The sequence below is a fragment of the Pseudomonas sp. MF6396 genome (assembly GCF_002018915.1).
GTDB lineage: Bacteria > Pseudomonadota > Gammaproteobacteria > Pseudomonadales > Pseudomonadaceae > Aquipseudomonas > Aquipseudomonas palmensis.
Genome location: NZ_MVOK01000013.1, coordinates 118775 through 136037, shown reverse-complemented (window position 1 = coordinate 136037; position 17263 = coordinate 118775). Strand labels below are relative to the sequence as shown.

Genomic DNA, 17263 nt, shown 5'->3' with positions numbered 1-17263 from the left:
GTGCCCGGCATGCCCAGCCCTTCCACTGCCCTGAACGGGCGTAGCCTGGTCGATGGCGCGGCCAGTGGCGAGTTGCTGTTCGCCGACATCGGCCTGAGTTTCTGGGGCGGTGTCGACGCCTTCAGCGGCGAGGTCATCGACCGCCATCACCCGCTCAGCGGCGCACACCTGGCCGGCCGCGTGCTGGCCATTCCCAGCGGGCGCGGCTCGTGTACCGGCAGCAGTGTGATGATGGAGCTGATCAGCAACGGCCATGCACCGGCGGCACTGGTGCTGGCCGAGCCGGATGAGATCCTGACCCTGGGCGTGCTGGTGGCGCAGTTGCTGTTCGGGCGCTCGCTGCCGGTGCTGTGCATCGGCCAGCAGGCCTTTGCCGCCCTGCGCGGCAAGGCCTTTGCGCAGGTGCAGGGCGAGCGCCTGGTGCTGTTCGACCAGGCCCCCGCCGAGGCGCTGCCGGCAGCCCCCGCCAGCCCGCCGGCGGCGACGCGCCCGACCACCCTCACCCTTACCGACCACGACCAGGCCTTGCTCGCGGGCGACCTGGGCAAGGCCGCGCAGGTGGCGATGCAGATCGTGCTGCGCATGGCCGAGCTGCAGGGCGCACACAGCCTGGTGGACATCAGCCAGGCGCATATCGACGGCTGCATCTACACCGGCCCCGCCAGCCTGCGCTTTGCGCAGCAGCTGGTGCAGTGGGGCGCCAGGGTGCGGGTGCCGACCACCCTCAACTCGATTTCCGTGGACCAGCGCCGCTGGCGCGAACTGGGTATCGACGCGGCGCTGGGCGAACCTGCCAGTGCGCTGGGCGATGCCTACATGGCGATGGGCGCGCAGATGAGCTTTACCTGCGCCCCCTACCTGCTAGACAGCGCGCCGAAGCTCGGCGAGCAGATCGTGTGGGCCGAGTCCAACGCCGTGGTGTACGCCAACAGCGTGCTCGGCGCGCGTACCCTGAAGTACCCCGACTACCTGGATATCTGCATCGCCCTGACCGGCCGCGCGCCGCTGATCGGCTGCCACCTGGAGGCCCAGCGCAAGGCGCGGGTGCAGATCGACCTGCCGGCGCTGACCCACCTGGACGATGCGTTCTACCCGCTGCTGGGCTATCACATCGGCGCCATGGTCGGCAGCCGGATCCCGCTGGTGACAGGCCTGGAGCGTTTTGCCCCGACCCACGACGACCTCAAGGCCTTCGGCGCCGCGTTCGCCACCACCTCGGCGGCGCCGCTGTTCCATATCGCCGGGGTCACACCCGAAGCGCTGGACCCGGCCCAGGCGGTCAGCGCGGGCGAGGTGCTGCCGGTAAAACGCATTGCCCTGGCCGACCTGCTGGTGAGCTGGCGCGAGCTGAACAGTGCCCGTGACAGCCAGGTGGACCTGGTGTCGCTGGGCAACCCGCACTTCTCCCTGGGCGAGTTCGCGCACCTGGCACAGCTGTGCCGCGGGCGCACGCGCAACCCGGCGGTCAGCCTGGTGATCACCTGCGGCCGTGCGGTGCTGGAGCAGGCCCGTGACGCCGGCCACCTTGCCCCGATCGAAGCCTTCGGCGCGGTGCTGGTGACCGACACCTGCTGGTGCATGCTCGGCGAGCCGGTGATCCCGCCCGCCGCCCGCACACTGATGACCAACTCGGGCAAATACGCCCACTACGCCCCCGGGCTGGCGGGCCGGGCGGTGCATTTCGCCAGCCTTGGCGAGTGCGTCGAGGCCGCCTGCACCGGCAGCGCCAGCGGTCGCCTGCCGGCCTGGCTGCAGCCGGCCGCCCCACAGGAGAGCCCCGCGCATGTTTGACTACACCTTCCAATGGCGCTCGGCCCTGCGCGCCCTGCCCGACATGCTGGCCGGCGCCTGGGTCACCTTCGAGACCGCCGCGCTGTCGATGATCTTCGGCGTGCTGATCGCCCTGGCCTTGACCGTGATGCGTGAAGCGCAGCAGCCGGTGTTGCGCGGCATCGGCAATGCCTGGGTATCGATTGCGCGCAACACCCCTTCGCTGTTCCAGATCTACATCCTGTACTTCGGGCTTGGCTCGCTGGGGCTGCACGTGAGTTCGTGGTTCGCGCTGCTGGCCGGCATCACCTTCAACAACGCCGGGTACCTGGCGGAGAACTTTCGCGGCGGGCTCAAGGCAGTGCCGACCACGCAGATGCGCGCGGCACGCTCGCTGGGCATGAGCGCGTTCCAGGCCTACCGCATGATCATCGTGCCGCAGCTGCTGCGGGTGGTGTTCTACCCCTTGAGCAACCAGATGGTGTGGGCGGTGCTGATGACCTCGCTGGGGGTGATCGTGGGGCTCAACAACGACCTCACCGGCGTGACCCAGGACTACAACGTCAAGACCTTCCGCACCTTCGAGTACTTCGCCATTGCAGCGGTGCTGTATTACCTGATCGCCAAGCTGATCGTCGCGGTGGCCCGGCTGATGGCCTGGCGGCTGTTCCGTTACTGAGGAGCTGTCCATGTTTTCTACAAGCTTTACCTGGAACGACATGCTGTTCCTGCTCGACGGGGCCTGGGTCACCCTGCAACTGACCTTCTGGTCGATCATGCTGGGCTCGGTGGCCGGGCTGGTGTTCGGCCTGCTGCGTGCGCTGCTGCCACGCGCCAGCCTGCCGCTGGCCTGGGTGCTGGATGTGTTTCGCAGCGTGCCGCTGCTGATCCAGTTCGTGCTGTTCAACTCGTTCAAGAGCATCGTGGGCCTGAACATCAGCGCCTTCAGCGTGGGCTGCATCGTGCTGGGGGTGTACGCCGCGGCGTACTTCACCGAGATCGTGCGCAGCGGTGTGCTGGCGGTACCGCCCAGCGTGCGCCGGGCCAGTCGGTCGCTGGGCCTGAGCTACCTGCAGGACCTGCGCTGGATCGTGCTGCCGATGGCCTCGCGGGTGGCCTTTCCGGGCTGGCTGAACCTGGTGCTGAGCGTGATGAAGGACACCGCGCTGGTGATGTGGATCGGCATCGTCGAATTGCTGCGCGCCTCCCAGACCATCGTCACACGGATTCAGGAACCCCTGCTGGTGCTGTGCATCGCGGGCCTCATCTATTACGTCATGAGCCTGGTGGTCGCACGCCTGGGCGCCCGACTGGAAAGAAGGTGGCAAGAAAATGATTGAGATCGACAACGTACACAAATCCTTCGGCGACCTGGAAGTGGTCAAGGGCGTGAGCCTGACGGTGAACAAGGGCGAGGTGGTGTCGATCATCGGCGGTTCGGGCTCGGGCAAGTCGACCCTGCTGATGTGCATCAACGGCCTGGAGCCGATCCAGAAGGGCAGCATTCGCGTGGATGGCATCGAAGTGCACAACCGCGCCACCGACCTCAACCGCCTGCGCCAGAAGATCGGCATCGTGTTCCAGCAGTGGAATGCCTTCCCGCACCTGACGGTGCTGGAGAACGTGATGCTGGCGCCGCGCAAGGTACTGGGCAAGAGCCGCGAGGAAGCCGAGGCTCTGGCGATCCAGCAGCTGACCCACGTGGGGCTGGGCGACAAGTTCAAGACCTTCCCCGGCAAGTTGTCCGGTGGCCAGCAGCAGCGCATGGCGATTGCCCGGGCGCTGGCGATGTCGCCGGACTACATGCTGTTCGACGAGGCCACCTCGGCGCTCGATCCGCAACTGGTGGGTGAAGTGCTGGACACCATGCGCATGCTTGCCGAAGACGGCATGACCATGGTGCTGGTGACCCACGAGATCCGCTTTGCGCGGGATGTGTCGGACCGGGTGGCGTTCTTTCGCAACGGGCTGGTGCACGAGATCGGCTCGCCGGACCAGGTGATCGGCAACCCGCAGCAGCCGGAGACGGCGGCGTTTCTCAAGTCAGTGAAGTAACCAGGGGCCTCATCGCGGGTCAAGCCCGCTCCCACACAGATCAGCCCATACCCTGTGGGAGCGGGCTTGACCCGCGATGGGCTGCGCAGCAGCCCCAATCAATCAGGAGCCAGGCAATGCGTTCATCAAAGGTGATACATGTAGTCAGCTGCCACGCCGAAGGCGAGGTCGGCGATGTGATTGTCGGTGGCGTCGCGCCGCCACCGGGCGACACCCTGTGGGAACAGTCGCGCTGGATCGCGCAGGACGACACCCTGCGCAATTTCGTGCTCAACGAACCGCGTGGCGGCGTGTTCCGTCACGTCAACCTGCTGGTGCCGCCCAAGAACCCGGCCGCGCAGATGGGCTGGATCATCATGGAGCCGGCCGACACCCCGCCGATGTCCGGCTCCAACTCGCTGTGCGTGGCCACGGTGCTGCTCGACAGCGGCATCCTGCCGATGACCGAGCCGCAGACCCGCCTGGTGCTCGAAGCCCCCGGCGGCCTGATCGAGGCCGTGGCCGAATGCCGGGACGGCAAGGTGCAGCGCGTGGAGGTCAGGAACGTGCCCTCCTTCGCCGACCGCCTGGACGCCTGGATCGAGGTCGAGGGCGTGGGCTCGCTGCAGGTCGACACCGCCTATGGCGGCGACAGTTTCGCGATTGTCGATGCCCAGCGCCTGGGCTTCGCCATTCGCCCCGACGAGGCCGCCGACCTGGTGGAGGTGGGCCTGAAGATCACCCGCGCCGCCAACGAACAACTGGGTTTTGTGCACCCGCTCAACCCCGGCTGGTCGCATATCTCGTTCTGCCAGATCGCCGCGCCCGTCGTGATGGAGAATGGCGTGGCCACCGGTGCCAACGCGGTGGTGATCCAGCCCGGCAAGATCGACCGCTCCCCCACCGGCACCGGCTGTTCGGCGCGCATGGCCGTGTTGCAGGCCAAGGGCCTGATGCAGGTGGGCGAACGCTTCATCGGCCGCTCGATCCTGGGCTCGGAGTTCCACTGTCGCATCGATTCGCTGACCGAAGTGGCCGGGCGCGCCGCCATCTACCCGTGCATTTCGGGGCGTGCCTGGATCACCGGTACCCATCAGTTGCTGCTCGACCCCGCCGACCCGTGGCCACAAGGCTACCGACTGTCGGACACCTGGCCCGGCGCCTGATCGCTAAGCCCTTGATTCACAAACCCTAAGCAAAAAGACCAGCAAAAACCCCGAAATAACGCTGGTCTGCTTCACACACATAAAATATCGTATACGAAATACTAACAACCACCGGAGACAACCAATGAGCAAGCGCATCAACTGGAGTGGCGTGTTCCCTGCGGTCACCACCCAATTCAACGACGACTTCTCCATCAACCTGGAAAAAACCCACCAGGTGATTTCCAACGTGATCCGCGACGGCGTGTCGGGCCTGGTGGTGTGCGGCTCGGTGGGCGAGAACACCTCGCTGACGGCCGAAGAAAAGATTGCCGTGACCGAAGTGGCGGTGGATGCCTCGCGTGGGCGTGTGCCGGTGATCTGCGGCGTGGCCGAGTTCACCAGCGTGCAGGCCGCCAAGGTGGCCAACGCGGTGCGCAAGGTGGGCGTGGACGGGGTGATGCTGATGCCGGCGCTGGTGTACGGCTCCAAGCCGTTCGAGACCGCCGAGCACTACCGTTACGTGGCCAAGCATGCCGACGTGCCGCTGATGGTCTACAACAACCCGCCGATCTACAAAAACGACGTGACCCCGGACATCCTGATTTCCCTGGCCGACTGCGACAACGTGGTGTGCTTCAAGGATTCCTCCGGCGACACCCGCCGCTTCATCGACGTGCGCAACGAGGTGGGTGACCGCTTCGTGCTGTTCGCCGGCCTCGACGACGTGGTGCTCGAAAGCATCGCGGTGGGCGCCGAGGGCTGGGTGTCGGGCATGTCCAACGTGTTCCCCAAGGAGGGCGAGACGATCTTCCGCCTGGCCAAGGCCGGACGCTTTGCCGAGGCCATGCCGATCTACGAGTGGCTGATGCCGATCCTGCACCTGGATGCCCGCGCCGACCTGGTGCAGTGCATCAAGCTGTGTGAAGCCATTGCCGGTCGCGGCAGCGCGCTGACCCGTCCACCGCGCCTGGCCCTGCCAAAGGACGACCGCGAGTTCGTCGAGCAGATCATGGCCAAGGCCCTGGCCAACCGCCCTGAACTGCCGGATGTCGGCCTCTGAGTGAGTGCCGGGCGGGCCTCTCTGCGGGGCCCACCCGGCGCGCCTGTTTTTCTGTCTTGCGCCTGCACAGGAAACGCCAGCATGAGCACTGCACACCCCTCTCCCCGCGCAACCACCGCCCCGGCGGGCCTCAAGCGTGTGGTAGCGGCCGCCATGGCCGGTACCGTCGCCGAATGGTATGAATTCTTTCTCTACGGTACGGCCTCGGCACTGGTGTTCGGCCAGTTGTTCTTTCGCCAGACCGACAGCCCCATCGACGGCATCATCGCCGCCTTCGCCCTTTACGCCGTAGGTTTTCTGGCCCGCCCGCTGGGCGGCCTGGTGTTCGGCCACTATGGCGACAAGTTCGGGCGCAAGCGCCTGCTGCAACTGAGCCTGGTGGTGGTCGGCATCACCACCTTTCTGATGGGCTGCCTGCCCGGTTTCGACAGCATCGGCTACGCCGCGCCCATCCTGCTGGTGCTGCTGCGCCTGATCCAGGGGTTCGCCTTTGGCGGCGAATGGGGCGGCGCGATCCTGCTGGTGTCCGAGCACTGCCCGGACAACCGTCGCGGCTTCTGGGCCAGCTGGCCGCAGGCCGGCGTACCGGCCGGCAACCTGCTGGCCACGGTGGCGCTGCTGGCGCTGTCGAGCACCCTGAACGAGGAGCAGTTCCTGGCCTGGGGCTGGCGCGTGGCGTTCTGGCTGTCGGCACTGGTGGTGCTGATCGGCTACTGGATCCGCACCAGCGTGGATGATGCCCCGATCTTCAAGCAGGCCCAGGCCCGCCAGGCGCAGCACAAGGTGCAGCAGCTGGGTGTGGTGGAAGTGCTGCGCCATCACTGGCGTTCGGTACTGGTGGGCATCGGCGCCCGGTTTGCCGAGAACATCCTGTACTACACCGTGGTGACCTTCTCGATCACCTACCTCAAGCTGGTGGTGCACAAGGACACCTCGCAGATTCTGCTGCTGATGTTCGGCGCGCACCTGCTGCACTTCTTCCTGATCCCGCTGATGGGCTACCTGTCGGACCTGGTGGGGCGCAAGCCGGTGTACCTGACCGGTGCGGTGCTGACCGCGTTCTGGGGCTTCGTCGGCTTCCCGATGATGGACACCGGCAACAACTGGCTGATCATGGCGGCGATCACCCTGGGCCTGGCCATCGAGTCGATGACCTATGCGCCCTACTCGGCGCTGATGGCCGAGATGTTCCCCACCCATGTGCGCTACACCGCCTTGTCGCTGTGCTATCAGGTGGCGCCGATTTTCGCCGGCTCCCTGGCACCGCTGATCGCCATCACCCTGCTCAACAAGTACAACAGCTCGACGCCGATTGCCTGGTACCTGGTGGGCGCCGCGGCGATCTCCATCGTCGCCGTCGGCCTGACCCGTGAAACCCGTGGCAAGTCGCTGCACCTGGTCGACGCCGAGTCGGCCGAGCGGGTTGCCGCCAGCACCGACACCGCCAGCGCTCGCGGCAACTCGCTGGCCTGAGCCCAACCCTTTCAACAGGAGGTCTGCATGACCGAGATCATCGGCCACAACTACATCGGCGGTGCGCGCAGCGCCGCCGGCAGCATCACCCTGCACAGCCATGACGCCACCACCGGCGACGCCCTGCCGTACCGTTTCACCCAGGCCACCGCCGAGGAAGTGGACGCTGCCGCCCGCGCCGCAGCGGCGGCCTACCCGACGTTTCGCAACCTGCCGGCCGGGCGCCGGGCGGAGTTTCTGGAGGCCATAGCCGAGCAGCTGGACGCGCTGGACGATGACTTCGTCGCGCTGGTAACCCGCGAAACGGCCTTGCCCACGGCACGGATCAAGGGCGAGCGCGGCCGCACCAGCGGGCAGATGCGCCTGTTTGCCCAGGTGCTGCGCCGGGGCGACTTCTACGGTGCACGCATCGACCGCGCATTGCCCGAGCGCCAGCCGCTGCCACGGGTGGACCTGCGCCAGTACCGTATCGGCGTGGGGCCGGTGGCGGTGTTCGGCGCCAGCAACTTTCCGCTGGCGTTCTCCACCGCCGGGGGCGATACCGCAGCGGCGCTGGCGGCCGGCTGCCCGGTGGTGTTCAAGGCCCACAGCGGGCACATGGCCACGGCCGAGCACGTGGCCAACGCGATCATTCGCGCCGCCGAGCGCACCGGCATGCCCGAGGGCGTGTTCAACATGATCTATGGCGCCGGGGTGGGCGAGGCGCTGGTCAAGCACCCGGCGATCCAGGCCGTGGGCTTTACCGGCTCGCTCAAGGGCGGGCGCGCGCTGTGCGACATGGCGGCGGCGCGGGCGCAGCCGATCCCGGTGTTTGCCGAAATGAGCAGCATCAACCCGGTGCTGGTGCTGCCGCAGGCGCTGCAGGTGCGCAGCGAGAAAATCGCCACGGAGCTGGCGGCGTCGGTGGTGATGGGCTGCGGGCAGTTCTGTACCAACCCTGGGCTGGTGATCGGGCTGCGCTCGCCGCAGTTTTCGGCGTTTGTTGCGCACTTGGCGGCGACGCTGGGCGAGCAGCCGGCGCAGACCATGCTCAATGCCGGCACCCTGCGCAGTTATGCCAAGGGCGTACAGGCGTTGCAGGCGCACCCTGGGGTGAGCCACCTGGCGGGCCGTGAACAACAGGGCAACCAGGCGCAGCCGCAGCTGTTCAAGGCAGATGTGGGCTTGCTGCTCGACGGTGATGCGCTGTTGCAGGAGGAGGTGTTCGGGCCGACCACGGTGGTGGTGGAAGTGGCCGATGCGGATCAGTTGCACAGCGCGCTGGCGAGCCTGCATGGGCAGTTGACCGCCACCCTGATTGCAGAAGCCGACGACCTGGCGCAGTTTGCCCAGGTGCTGCCGCTGCTGGAGCAGAAGGTTGGGCGGGTGCTGTTCAACGGCTACCCGACCGGTGTTGAAGTGTGCGATGCGATGGTGCATGGCGGGCCCTACCCGGCCACCTCGGATGCGCGGGGGACGTCGGTGGGGAGCCTGGCGATCGATCGGTTCCTGCGGCCGGTGTGTTACCAGAACTGCCCGGATGATCTGCTGCCGGCGGCGTTGCAGGATGGCAGCCCGTTGGGGATTGTACGGTTGGTGGACGGGGTGCAGAGCCGGGAGGCAGTGGCAGGCTGACGGGCCTCTTCGCCGGCAACGCCGGCTCCTACAGGAGCTGGCGTTGCCGGCGAAAGGGTCAGTTCAGCAATGCCTTGAGGTCGTTGTACAGCGCCTCGGGGATCTGCACGCCCTCCTCCAGGCTGCGCTTGCGCGCCTGAAGCGGCGCTGTGACGGCAGCCGCGCACCCTGCCCCTCGATGCCCGCAAACACCGCCTCCGCCCGCGCCAGGTGCGCCTCGGCGCCCGCCCCCAGAAACCGCTGCGGGTCCAGCGCGAGGATCAGCTCGCCATGGTACGGCGAGGACTTGCTGCCCGCGTCATAGGCCAGCGACTCGGCACTGGTCAGGTCGCCGATCAACGGCCCGGCAATCAGCTCGACCATCGCCGCCAGCGCCGAACCCTTGTGCCCACCAAAGGTGAGCATCGCGCCACTGTCGAGCACCACGTTCGGGTCGGTGCTCGGCTGCCCCTGGGCATCCACGCCCCAGCCTTCGGGGCTGGCCTTGCCGGCGCGCCGATGCAGCTCGATGTCGCCGCGCGCAATCGCGCTGGTGGCCAAGTCGAACACGAACGGGTTGGCGCCCGCACGCGGCCAGCCGAACGCGATGGGGTTGGTGCCGAACACCGGCTGGCTGCCCCCGGCCGGCGCCACCCAGGCATGGCTGGGGTTGCACGCCAGCGCCACCAGGCCGGCCTCGGTCAGTTGTTCGATCTCGACCCACAACGCCGAAAAGTGCACGCAGTGGTTGATGGCCAGGGCCGCGATGCCGTTGCTGCGGGCCTTGGCCTGCAGCATCGGCAAGCCGGCCTGGAACGCCAGCTGCGAGAAGCCGCCAGCAGCATCCACACGCACGATCGAGGGCGCCTGGTCGATCACCTGCGGCTCGGCCGCCGCCGACACCTTGCCGGCCTTGAGGGAGTTCACACAGCCGATCACCCGGTACAGCCCATGGGAGGCGCAGCCATCGCGCTCCCCGGCGACCACCGTGGCCGTCACCGCTGCGGCGTGCGCCGCGTTGAAACCGTTGTGCAGCAGGATCGACTCTGCCAGTTCATGGGCTTGGGTAAGGGTCAGTCGAATCATGGTCAGCTCCTTGGACAGACCGTCCATCGTGCCCCATCGACCGGGGCCGGGCTTGATCGATTCGGACCACGGGCATGACGAACTTGGCACAGTGGCCAACAGCCCCCCACGCACACCCAGGGAAGCTGTTCAGTTTGTAATCAAACTGACGCAGCCCTTGTGGTACGTAGCGTGTAGCGCTTTATCCACAGAGCTACCCACTTTTTTTGTGGATAGCTTCAGCGCAGTTCGACCGGTTGCAGGTCGGCCCAGGATTCCACCGGGCCGGGGTTGCGCGGGTCGCTCGCGCCGCCCAGGCACACGGCAATCTTGTTCACGGCATTGAGTGCGCTGGTGACCGCGCCCTCGGCCCAGCCACCGGTCCAGGACACGTCGTCGCCGGCCAGCACGAAGCCGTAGGGCGTGGCATCGCCCACCCCGGTCATGAACTGCGCGAAGAGCCTGCGCTGGTAGGCGTACTGCCCGGGCAGGTTCATCTTGAAGGCGCCCAGATAGTGCGGCTGGTCCTCCCAGTTGAACTCGACGAAGGTGTTGCTGGCACTGTAGTGCGCGGCGAGGTCCACGTTGGGGTAGATGGCCTGCAGCAACGTGGTGCACAACTGGGCATGCTGCGGCGCCGGCCTGGCGCGGTCGCCCAGGAACTTCAGCGCATCGTCGTTCCAGGTGTACGACAGGAAGATGCCGCTGCCGCGGTAGCCGCTTGGCGCCTGCGCGTAATCGACCAGGTAGGTGCCACGGGTGAGGCCATCGGACAGCGTCACGCTCAGCGTGCGTTCCTGCATCGGCCCCGGTCGTTCGTGCCAGAAGGGCCGCCGGGTGGCCGCGAAGATCTTTGCCGACTGCATGTAGTGGGTGTATTTGACGGCCTCCCAGGTCGCGCTGGGCAGCAGCGCGTCCATGGCCTTCAGTTGCTGCACGGTGCCGCTGGCGCGCAGCTTGTCGAGCACCCGCAGGTGCGGGGTGTAGACCACGTGGCCGATGGTCAGCCAGGCGCTGGTATCGCGCTTGAGGTCGTGGACCAGTACCGAGAACTCACCGTTCGCCAGCGGGCTGATATGCCGGACCTCCTGGTTGAACGGCTCGGCGAATACCTGGCGGGTCATCGACTCGACGCTGCTGTCGCCCTGGTTGTTGGCGCAGGGGTCGCCCAACGCAGTGGGCGATTGCGTCCACAGCGCCCTGGGCAGTGCCTCGGCGCCCTGGTACATGAGCCGGTGGCTGGCATCCAGCCCGGTGTACAGCACCCGCAGCACTTCGAGGATGCTGTTGGGGTAGTCGGTGTTCCAGCCACCGGTGCCGAAGCCGATCTGGCCGAACAGGTTGATCTGCTCGCGGCTCCACCCCGACTCCTGCAGCAGGGCCTGGTAGAAGCTGACGTCGTCCCAGCTGCGGCCGGCGCCGCAGTGGACGATGGCATTCCACAGGCGCTTGATGGCTTTCTGGTCGATGCTGCCTTCGGTCATGGCGGTTTCCAGTTCATGGAAGTGGAACGGCGCGCCCGCCAGAAAGGTGTCGAAGAACTGCTCTTCGAGCTGCAGGTACTCCGGTGGCACGGGAAACACCGGGCTGTCGTGCTCGTAGTACTTCACGCGGCCCTGGTAGTCGACCACGGTGCTGACTGCGGCCGCTGTGCCGGGGTTGGGAAAGTCCGCCGACTGCGCGCTCATGCCCACCTTGTCGAAGTAGTGGAACAGCGCCTTGCCGGATACCGGAAAGCGCATGGCGCCCAGCTCGCAGATCACCTCGGCGCCGGGGTCGCCCATGACCCTGGAATACAGCCGCCCGCCGATGCGCTCGCCGGCCTCCAGCACCACCGGGTGCAGGCCCATCTTCAGCAGTTCGTAGGCCGCCACCAGGCCGGCGATACCGGCGCCGACCACCAGCACCTTGCGGCCCCAGCACTCGGGCGGCACGCGGCACAGCGGCTGGCCGGCGGCACGGGCGGCGGCGAGGTAGTCGGCGTAGTGGAACGGGAAGTCCGGGACCAGCGCGGTCACGTCCTTGTTGCGGGCAAGTGGCGTCCTGCGGGGGCTGCGCGAAGGGATGGCGGACATGGCAGTGGCTCCTGAGGTAGTCGGGTTCTTCCGTTGAGGTCACAAAGACTGCCAGCGATGTGACTACTTTCAGAAAAGACCAGATCGACCCGGAGCACCAACACGCACCCGACCGGCGGCCTGTGACGTACACAGGCCGCCGGCGCGATTCAAGGTGCGGCTTTGTGGCGCGCCATGTAGTCCTCGTACTCGCGCGACATCACGTAGAGCTTGATCTGCTCGACCTCCTCGGGCTTGAGCGAGTCGTCGAACGACGGCATGCCCAGTGGCTTGAGCGCGCCCTGCAGGACGATCTGCTGGAAGTGCTCGCGGGTGGCGTCGCTGGACTGGCGCAGGTCGGGGATCAAACCGCCGCTGATGGTGCCCATGCCGTGGCACACGCTGCAGAACTGGCCATACAGCTGCTTGCCGGCCTGCACCTGCTCGGGTGCTGCGGTGACGGGCTGGGGCACGCGCTCGACCTTGGCGGGCGCCGGGGCCGGTGGCGGCAACTGCGCCTTGCCATCGAGGGCGAACACCAGCAGGCGGCTGCGGTTCTTCATGCCTGGCAGGTTCATCGACTCGCCGCCGGTCAGGGTGGCCACGCCGCCCCAGCCGGCCATGATCGCCACGTACTGACGCCCGGCCAGTTCGAAGGTCATGGGCGCGGCAACGATGCCGCTTTGCGCCTCGAACTGCCACAGCGCCTCGCCCTTGTCGGCGGAATAGGCATGCATCTGCCCCGCCGCGGTGCCCTGGAACACCAGGTTGCCGGCGGTGCTCAGGGTGCCGCCGTTCCAGTGCGTGGGGTACGGCACCTTCCAGGCGGCCTTCTGCTTGACCGGGTCCCAGGCCAGCAAGGCGCCGCTGACCACGGCGGCCGGCACGTCGGTGGCGTCGGCAAAGCCGGCGGCGGTGTTGAATGCCTTGCGGGTAACGAAGTCCTTGCCTTCGTTGCGATACACACCAGGCACTTCCTGGTAGGGGATGTACACCAGGCCGGTGCCGGGGTTGAACGACATCGAATGCCAGTTGTGCGCGCCGAAGGGGCTGGGCCACATCACGATGGGCTCTTTTTCGTAGCGCACCCCAAGGGCCTCGACCGGCCGGCCGGTGGCGAGGTCGACCTTCTCGGCCCAGGTGACCTTGCCGAACTTCTCGGCCGAGATCAGCTTGCCGTTGGTGCGGTCGAGCACGTAGAAGAAGCCGTTTTTAGGCGCCTGCATCAGGACCTTGCGCGGTTTGCCGTCGATGTTCAGCTCGGCCAGGGTGATCTGCTGGGTGGCGGTGAAGTCCCAGCTGTCGCCCGGGGTGACCTGGTAGTGCCAGGCCAGCTTGCCGGTGTCGGGGCGGATGGCGAGGATCGACGACAGGTACAGGTTGTCGCCACCGCCCGGGCTGCGCACCTCGCGGTTCCACGGCGAGCCGTTGCCGGTGCCGACGTAGAGCAGGTCCAGCTCGGGGTCGTAGGCCATGCTGTCCCACACCGTGCCGCCACCGCCGAGCTTCCAGTACTGGTCGCCCTGCCAGGTCTTGGCCGCTTCGCGCAGTTCGGGATGCTCGTAGGGCAGCGCCGGGTCGCCCGGTACGGTGTAGAAGCGCCAGGCCAGTTTGCCGGTGTCGGCGTCATAGGCCGAGACGAAGCCGCGCACGCCGTATTCGGCGCCGCCGTTGCCGATGATGACCTTGCCTTTGACCACCCGTGGCGCGCCGGTGATGCTGTAGGGCTTGGCCGGGTCGGTGGTCTGCTGGCTCCAGATGGCCTTGCCGGTCTTGGCGTCGAGGGCGATCAGACGCCCGTCCAGGGTGCCGACGTAGACCTTGTCGCCCCACAGTGCCACGCCGCGGTTGACCGCGTCGCAGCACGAGGTACGGGCCTTGACCTTGGCCACCTCGGGGTCGTAGCGCCACAGCTCCTTGCCGCTGGCGGCGTCGACCGCGATCACCCGGCTCCAGGACATCGAGGTGTAGATCACCCCGTCGTGGAACAGCGGCGTCGCCTCCAGGCCGCGGGTGTTGTCCAGGTCCATGTACCAGGCCAGGCCCAGTGACTTGACGTTGCTGGCGTCGATCTGTTTGAGCGGGCTGAAGCGTTGTTCGGCATAGGTGCGGCCGTGGCTGAGCCACTCGCCGCCGGCCTGTTCGGTGGCGCGGATGGCGGCCTCGTCCACCCCGGCGGCAAGGGCTGCCAGCGGGGTGGCCAGGCACAGCATCAGCAATGAAGTACGCAAAGGTTTTTTCATGTTCGGTGTCCTCGGTGATGGCTGCAGGTGCGGGTCAGAACACCTGCATCAGGCGTACGTTGAAGCGGTCGCCTTCCTTGAAACCGTTTTCCACCGACTGGTCACGGCCATAGTTGAACAGCAGCTGGGTCTTGGGGGTGACGAACCAGCCTGCGCCCACCAGAAACTTGGCGGTGTCGGGTTTGTCGTGCTGGTCGACGCCGTCCAGGCGGGTTTCGCCGCCCCACAACCTGGAGTAGCCCACGCGCAGGTCCAGGCTCGGGGTGAGCTGGTAGCGCAGGAACGCCTGGCCCTGGTACAGCGCGGACTGGCGCAGGGTCAGGCCGGCGGAGGTGGCGTCGTCGTTCTTGCCGAACCAGGTGACGTCGCCGATCAGGTCCAGCCACCACTTGTCGCCCAGGCCCTGGATGTAGCCGGCCTGCAGCGCGAACTTCCAGCGGTTCTCGCCGATGTTGAGCGCGTCGTCGCGGTCGTAGCGGCCGGTGGGCACGTAGAGGAACGGGGTGATGCCGAAATAGGTCTTTTCTTCCGGGCGCTCCACCAGCCACACGGTGGAGGCCAGGATCAGGTCGCCGATGCCGCCATCGCTCTTGCCCAGGCCCGAGGTGTCGCGCTTGCCTTCGAGCTGGCCGAAGGGCAGCAGGAACTGCGGGTCGATGGTGAACCCGCCCAGCTTCATGAAGTGCACGCCCCTGAGAATGCCGATGTCGGAGTTCAGCCCGGCACGCACCGGCTGCTTGTGGCCACCGGCGTACAGCGAGCGACGTTCGGCATGCTGGTAGTAGACCATGCCCAGGTTGGTGCCTTCGGGCAACGCGGTGTAGTCCCCGGCGTCCACATCCACGGCGTGCGCCTGGCTGCCCAGGCAGCCGGCGAGGCCCAGCGTCCAGGCCTGTGCCCAGCCCAATGCAGTACGACGGCGGTGTGCCGGCACGCTTGACAGTACGGTCTTGCTCATCGAGTCACCTGTTTATTGTTTTTGTCGGATGAGCCACCCCAATGGGCGGCACACAGGCCGTAGCAGGCTTCGTGCCAACGAAATTAATCCATTGATATCAATTGGTTGCGCTTTGAGGACGTCAACCTGCGGTGAAGTGCCCGGCTGCCACCTGCCCCGTTGCAGGCCCGGTTTGCAAGGCTTTGCGGGGTTTCTCAGGGGCGTCTCATGTGTCTCACCGTTTGTCTCGACCTAATACGCACAGAACCGGCTCAAGCCCTCCAAACCCCTGAAAAACAAGTACTTTGGTAGTAGAAAAAAGCTGGCACAAGGGTTGCTGAATGCCTCGGGTTCCTTTCAATAACAAGAGAGCCACACCCATGACCCATGCCTTCCCGGTTCACAGTGATACCCAGGCGTTCGTGCAGCGTCAGCACCGCATGCTGATCGGTGCCGACTGGCGCGGCGCCAGCGATGGCGCCACGCTGCAACTGCTCAACCCGGCCAACGGCCAGGCGCTGGCCCAGGTGCCTGCCGCCACGGTCGAGGATGTCGACCAGGCGGTACGTGCCGCGCGCCAGGCGTTCGATGACTCGCCCTGGAGCCGCATGCGCCCGCGCGAGCGCCAGAACCTGCTGTGGAAGCTGGCCGACCTGATCGAGCGCGATGCCCAGGTGTTCGCCGAGCTCGAATGCCTGAACAACGGCAAGAGCGCGCAGGTGGCGCGGGTGATGGACGTGCAGATGGCCATCGACTCGCTGCGCTACATGGCCGGCTGGGCAACCAAGATCGAAGGCACCACGGTCGACCCGTCGCTGCCGCTGTTCGACGGCGAGTTCCATGCCTATGTGCGCCGCGAGGCAGTGGGTGTGGTGGGTGCCATCGTGGCGTGGAACTTCCCCCTGCTGCTGGCCTGCTGGAAGCTGGGGCCGGCGCTGGCCACCGGGTGCAGCGTGGTGCTCAAGCCGGCGGACGAGACCCCGCTGAGCGCGCTCAAGCTGGCCGAACTGGTACTGGAGGCCGGCTACCCGGCGGGCGTGTTCAACGTGGTCACCGGCGTGGGCGCGGTGGCCGGTGCGGCGCTGTCGGCGCACCCGCTGCTGGACAAGGTGACCTTCACCGGCTCGACCGAGGTGGGCAAGCTGATCGGCAAGGCGGCGATGGATTCGATGACGCGGGTGACGCTGGAGCTGGGCGGCAAATCGCCGACCATCATCCTGGCCGACGCCGACCTTGAGGTGGCCGCTGCCGGTGCCGCCAGCGCGATCTTCTTCAACCAGGGGCAGGTGTGCTGCGCGGGGTCGCGCCTGTATGTGCACCGCAAGCATTTCGACCGCGTGGTGGCCGATATTGCCGGCATCGCCAACGGCATGAAGCTGGGCAATGGCCTGGACCCGAGCATCGACATGGGCCCGTTGATCTCGGCCAAGCAGCAGGCACGGGTGGGCCGCTACATCGACATGGGCCGCGAGCTGGGCGCCAAGGTGGCGTGTGGCGGCGAGTATTACGGGCCGGGGTATTTCGTGCAGCCGACGGTGATTGCCGACGTCGACCAGCAGTGCCCGCTGGTGCAGGAGGAGATTTTCGGGCCGGTGCTGGTGGCGATTCCGTTCGACGACATGGACGAGGCGATTCGCCTGGCCAACGACAGTGCCTATGGCCTGGGCGCGAGCATCTGGTCCAACGACCTGGCGCAGGTGCACCGCATGGTGCCGCGCATCAAGTCGGGCTCGGTGTGGGTCAACTGTCACAGTGCGCTGGACCCGGCGCTGCCGTTTGGCGGCTACAAGCTGTCGGGCGTGGGGCGCGAGATGGGCGCGGCGGCCATCGAGCATTACACCGAGCTGAAGTCGGTGGTGATGAAGCTGTAGGCGGCAGTTGGGGCC

At 66.8% G+C, this 17263-nt stretch carries 12 protein-coding genes and 1 pseudogene; 9 read left to right on the top strand and 4 right to left on the bottom strand.

Annotated features, from left to right (window positions below):
- The first annotated feature begins 9 nt into the window (after nt 1-9).
- The 8 genes from lhpI (at nt 10) to MF6396_RS15315 (ending at nt 9099) form a co-directional block, all read left to right on the top strand.
- Nucleotides 10-1791, top strand: coding sequence for a cis-3-hydroxy-L-proline dehydratase (lhpI, locus tag MF6396_RS15350; protein ID WP_078480793.1), 1782 nt, complete (start codon nt 10-12; stop codon nt 1789-1791).
- Entirely contained in the window at nt 1784-2449 is a 666-nt protein-coding gene (locus MF6396_RS15345) for an amino acid ABC transporter permease (protein WP_043861058.1), read from the top strand. The genes lhpI and MF6396_RS15345 overlap by 8 nt, the downstream gene beginning before the upstream one ends.
- 10 nt (nt 2450-2459) lie before the next feature.
- Complete coding sequence (locus MF6396_RS15340) at nt 2460-3110, top strand: amino acid ABC transporter permease (protein ID WP_043861057.1); 651 nt, start codon at nt 2460-2462, stop codon at nt 3108-3110.
- Entirely contained in the window at nt 3103-3825 is a 723-nt protein-coding gene (locus MF6396_RS15335; protein WP_054916116.1) for an amino acid ABC transporter ATP-binding protein, read from the top strand. The genes MF6396_RS15340 and MF6396_RS15335 overlap by 8 nt, the downstream gene beginning before the upstream one ends.
- Before the next feature lie 116 nt (nt 3826-3941).
- Nucleotides 3942-4970 carry a trans-3-hydroxy-L-proline dehydratase gene (locus MF6396_RS15330; protein WP_078480792.1) on the top strand — a complete coding sequence of 343 codons (1029 nt, stop codon included), beginning with the start codon at nt 3942-3944 and terminating at the stop codon, nt 4968-4970.
- Nucleotides 4971-5094: 124 nt separating this feature from the next.
- The gene (locus tag MF6396_RS15325) at nt 5095-6012 is read left to right on the top strand and encodes a dihydrodipicolinate synthase family protein (protein WP_043861054.1); all 918 of its coding nucleotides are present in this window, start codon (nt 5095-5097) and stop codon (nt 6010-6012) included.
- An 81-nt stretch (nt 6013-6093) separates the two neighbouring features.
- The gene (gene abaF / locus MF6396_RS15320) at nt 6094-7485 is read left to right on the top strand and encodes a fosfomycin efflux MFS transporter AbaF (protein WP_078480790.1); all 1392 of its coding nucleotides are present in this window, start codon (nt 6094-6096) and stop codon (nt 7483-7485) included.
- 27 nt (nt 7486-7512) lie between these two features.
- Entirely contained in the window at nt 7513-9099 is a 1587-nt protein-coding gene (locus MF6396_RS15315) for an aldehyde dehydrogenase (NADP(+)) (protein ID WP_078480789.1), read from the top strand.
- 58 nt (nt 9100-9157) lie between these two features.
- Here the strand turns inward: MF6396_RS15315 and MF6396_RS15310 are convergent.
- The 4 genes and pseudogenes from MF6396_RS15310 to MF6396_RS15295 all read right to left on the bottom strand — a co-directional run bounded on the left by MF6396_RS15310 (nt 9158) and on the right by MF6396_RS15295 (nt 15398).
- A pseudogene (locus MF6396_RS15310) lies at nt 9158-10164 on the bottom strand (Ldh family oxidoreductase).
- A gap of 218 nt (nt 10165-10382) precedes the next feature.
- On the bottom strand, nt 10383-12218 hold the full coding sequence (locus tag MF6396_RS15305) for a flavin monoamine oxidase family protein (RefSeq protein ID WP_078480788.1): 1836 nt from the start codon (nt 12216-12218) through the stop codon (nt 10383-10385).
- A 149-nt stretch (nt 12219-12367) separates the two neighbouring features.
- On the bottom strand, nt 12368-14440 hold the full coding sequence (locus MF6396_RS15300; RefSeq protein ID WP_078480786.1) for a PQQ-dependent dehydrogenase, methanol/ethanol family: 2073 nt from the start codon (nt 14438-14440) through the stop codon (nt 12368-12370).
- A gap of 34 nt (nt 14441-14474) precedes the next feature.
- Complete coding sequence (locus MF6396_RS15295; protein WP_058541186.1) at nt 14475-15398, bottom strand: transporter; 924 nt, start codon at nt 15396-15398, stop codon at nt 14475-14477.
- Nucleotides 15399-15757: 359 nt separating this feature from the next.
- Here MF6396_RS15295 and MF6396_RS15290 point away from each other — a divergent pair, with 359 nt between their 5' ends.
- Nucleotides 15758-17248, top strand: coding sequence for an aldehyde dehydrogenase family protein (locus MF6396_RS15290; protein WP_043861048.1), 1491 nt, complete (start codon nt 15758-15760; stop codon nt 17246-17248).
- Nucleotides 17249-17263: the final 15 nt, after the last annotated feature.